Origin of the sequence: Myxococcus vastator (genome assembly GCF_010894475.1) — a bacterium.
In the GTDB taxonomy this organism is placed as follows: Bacteria; Myxococcota; Myxococcia; order Myxococcales; family Myxococcaceae; genus Myxococcus; species Myxococcus vastator.
Genome location: NZ_JAAIYB010000746.1, coordinates 1 through 2318, shown reverse-complemented (window position 1 = coordinate 2318; position 2318 = coordinate 1). Strand labels below are relative to the sequence as shown.

Genomic DNA, 2318 nt, shown 5'->3' with positions numbered 1-2318 from the left:
GCACCGTGAGGGACACGCCCAACGCGCTCCAGCGGCTGCCCCTGGGCGCGGGCGTGTCCCTCACGGTGCTGTGGCCCCGCGCGCCCACCGAGCCGCTGCTCGACGTGCCCGAGGCCGCGCTGGAGGCCAACTCCGTCATCCTCCGGCTCACCTATGGGGACACCGCGGTGCTCTTCATGGCGGACGCGCACGCCCGGACGGTGGACCACCTGCTGGCGCGCAACGCCCCCATGCAGGCCACGCTGCTCAAGGTGGCCGCGCACGGCACCGAAGGGCCCACCTCTGCTGCCTTCCTGTCGGCCGTGGGGGCCCGCGCCGCCGTCATCTCCGCGGGCGAAGGCAACCTGATTGGCGCCCCCGCGCCAGTCACCCTCAAGCGGCTGGAGGCCACCGGCGCGCAGGTGTTCCGCACCGACATGCACGGCGAGGTGCAGGTGGTGAGCGATGGGAAGACGCTCGTCGTCACCCCGCAGCGGCTGTCCGCCGGCGTTCCGGAGGACACCCGCTACAGCTACCCGGGCCTGGGCACGCCCACGCCCCGGGACGCCGCGCTCGCGGGGGACTCCCGGCGCTCGACGGGCCGCTCCGGCACGCGTGACGCTTCGGGCAAGCCGCCCACGGGGAAGATGTACACCCTGAGCCTCGACGACCCGGCAGGCGACGGGGCGCCGCCCTCGCGCGCGGGCTCGCGCTCGCGTAGCGGCGCCTCTGACTCGGGCGCAGTGAAGGTGGGGACGTACGTCGGCAGCAGCCGCAGCGACGTGTTCCACAAGCCCGGCTGCCGCAACGTCATGAAGATCAAATCATCGAACCTGGTGACCTTCTCCAGCCGGGCAGAGGCCTCGCGCGGACGGCGGCCTGCCCGGGACTGCAACCCCTGAGGAGCCACGCCCCATGACGACCCGGGCCACGCTGGACCGCATCGAAGACGACCTCGCCGTGCTGGTGGTGGAGGGCCGGGAGGTGACGCGCCTCCTGCGCGAGCTTCCCGCCGGCCTCCGCGAGGGAGACGTGCTCGACCTCGACACCCTGGAGGTGGACCGGGAGGCCACCGAGGCCCTGCGCGAGGAGGTGCGCAGGGCCCGCGAGCAGGCGACCCGCGGCAAGAAGCCGCCGCCGGCCGGGAGCTTCGACCTCTAGACGGCTACATCGACTTGGAGAGGACCAGCGGAATCTCCAGGTCCACGTCCTCGCCGGCGAAGGCGGAGAAGACCATCCCCTTCGCGCGGTCGCGGATGCAGGTGCCCACGGGGCTGTTGCGGTTCAGGTCCTTGCGGTCGAGCGTGGCCGCCGTCACCGTGCCCGAGCTGCCCACGGTGGCCGTCAGCGTCACCTTCCCGCCCTTGAAGGACGGGTTCTTCCGCAGCTCGGCCTCCACGCAGTCCCGGAAGGCGGGCTGCGTCTTCGCCAGCACGCGCTCCACCTCTTCGTCGGACGGGCCGCCGATTTCCTCGGTGTCGGCGGCGGCCACTTCCTCGCCGCCGCGCACCGCCGGGTCCACGTCCTTCTTGTCCGGGTCCACGTAGACGGCCTCCAGGGCCCCCTTGGACGGCGCCGCGGCGGCCTCCGGGTCCGCGACCGCGCCGGTGTCGGCGGGCGCGGCGGCCGGGCGCTTCTTGCCCTCGGCGGGCGGCTTGGGGGGCGCGGGCGGCGGCGACCGACCCATCAGCTTGTCACGCAGCGCGCCCACGCCTTCCGCCGAGAAGACGGGCTGCTCCACGGCGTTGCCGCTGGCGTCCACCGTCTGCACGCGCAGCGGCACCACGCCCAGCGTCTCCGACAGGACATACGCCAGGCCCAGCGGGACGATGAGCAGCAGCAACGCGAAGACGGCGTACTTCCAGGCGGGGTTGCGGCGGGTGACGCCCGACTTCTTGGCGAAGTGACGCGTGTCCTGCACGGCCTTGCCGTCGTCGTCCTCCTCGTCGCCCAGCGCGGCCCGCCGGTCGTCGGAGTCCCGCGCGTCGTCGTCGTCCTGGGGCGCCTCGTCGTCACCGCCGTCGCGGTTGCCCGGCAGGTCCAGGTCGGAGAACAGCGCGTCGTCCAGCGGCGCGGCGTTGGCGGCTTGAGGCTGCTGCGCGCGGCGGGTCACCTGGGCCTGCTGCTGGGCCTGCGGCTGGGCGCGCGGCAGGGGGTCACCGTAGTAGGTGTTGTCCGGCGCTTCGTCTTCGTCGTCCGGCCAGGGCTGCTCGGGCTCGGCGTGCCGAGGCTCGGGCTCCGGCTCGGGTTCCGGGATGAAGGCCTGCGGCTCCGGCTCCCGGCGGGCGGGCGCGCCGCGCGAGGGACGTGCGGGCTCGGGCGGAGGCGGCGCCGCGATG

The 2318-nt window shown here is 74.1% G+C and carries 3 protein-coding genes; 2 read left to right on the top strand and 1 reads right to left on the bottom strand.

The window, feature by feature from the left end; translation table 11 throughout:
• On the top strand, positions 1 to 881 hold an 881-nt coding region (locus G4D87_RS36835; protein WP_371928658.1), incomplete at its 5' end, for a ComEC/Rec2 family competence protein.
• A 13-nt stretch (positions 882 to 894) separates the two neighbouring features.
• Positions 895 to 1140, top strand: a complete 246-nt coding sequence (locus G4D87_RS36830; RefSeq protein WP_163787451.1) for a DUF3006 domain-containing protein — start codon at positions 895 to 897, stop codon at positions 1138 to 1140.
• 4 nt (positions 1141 to 1144) lie between these two features.
• Here G4D87_RS36830 and G4D87_RS36825 read toward each other — a convergent pair.
• A partial coding sequence (locus tag G4D87_RS36825) for an AgmX/PglI C-terminal domain-containing protein (protein WP_163787450.1) occupies positions 1145 to 2318 on the bottom strand: 1174 nt, incomplete at its 5' end.

Excerpts from the sequence above, each read along its gene's own strand:
- G4D87_RS36830 (WP_163787451.1), top strand. The coding sequence starts at position 895 with ATGACGACCCGGGCCACGCTGGACCGCATCGAAGACGACCTCGCCGTG.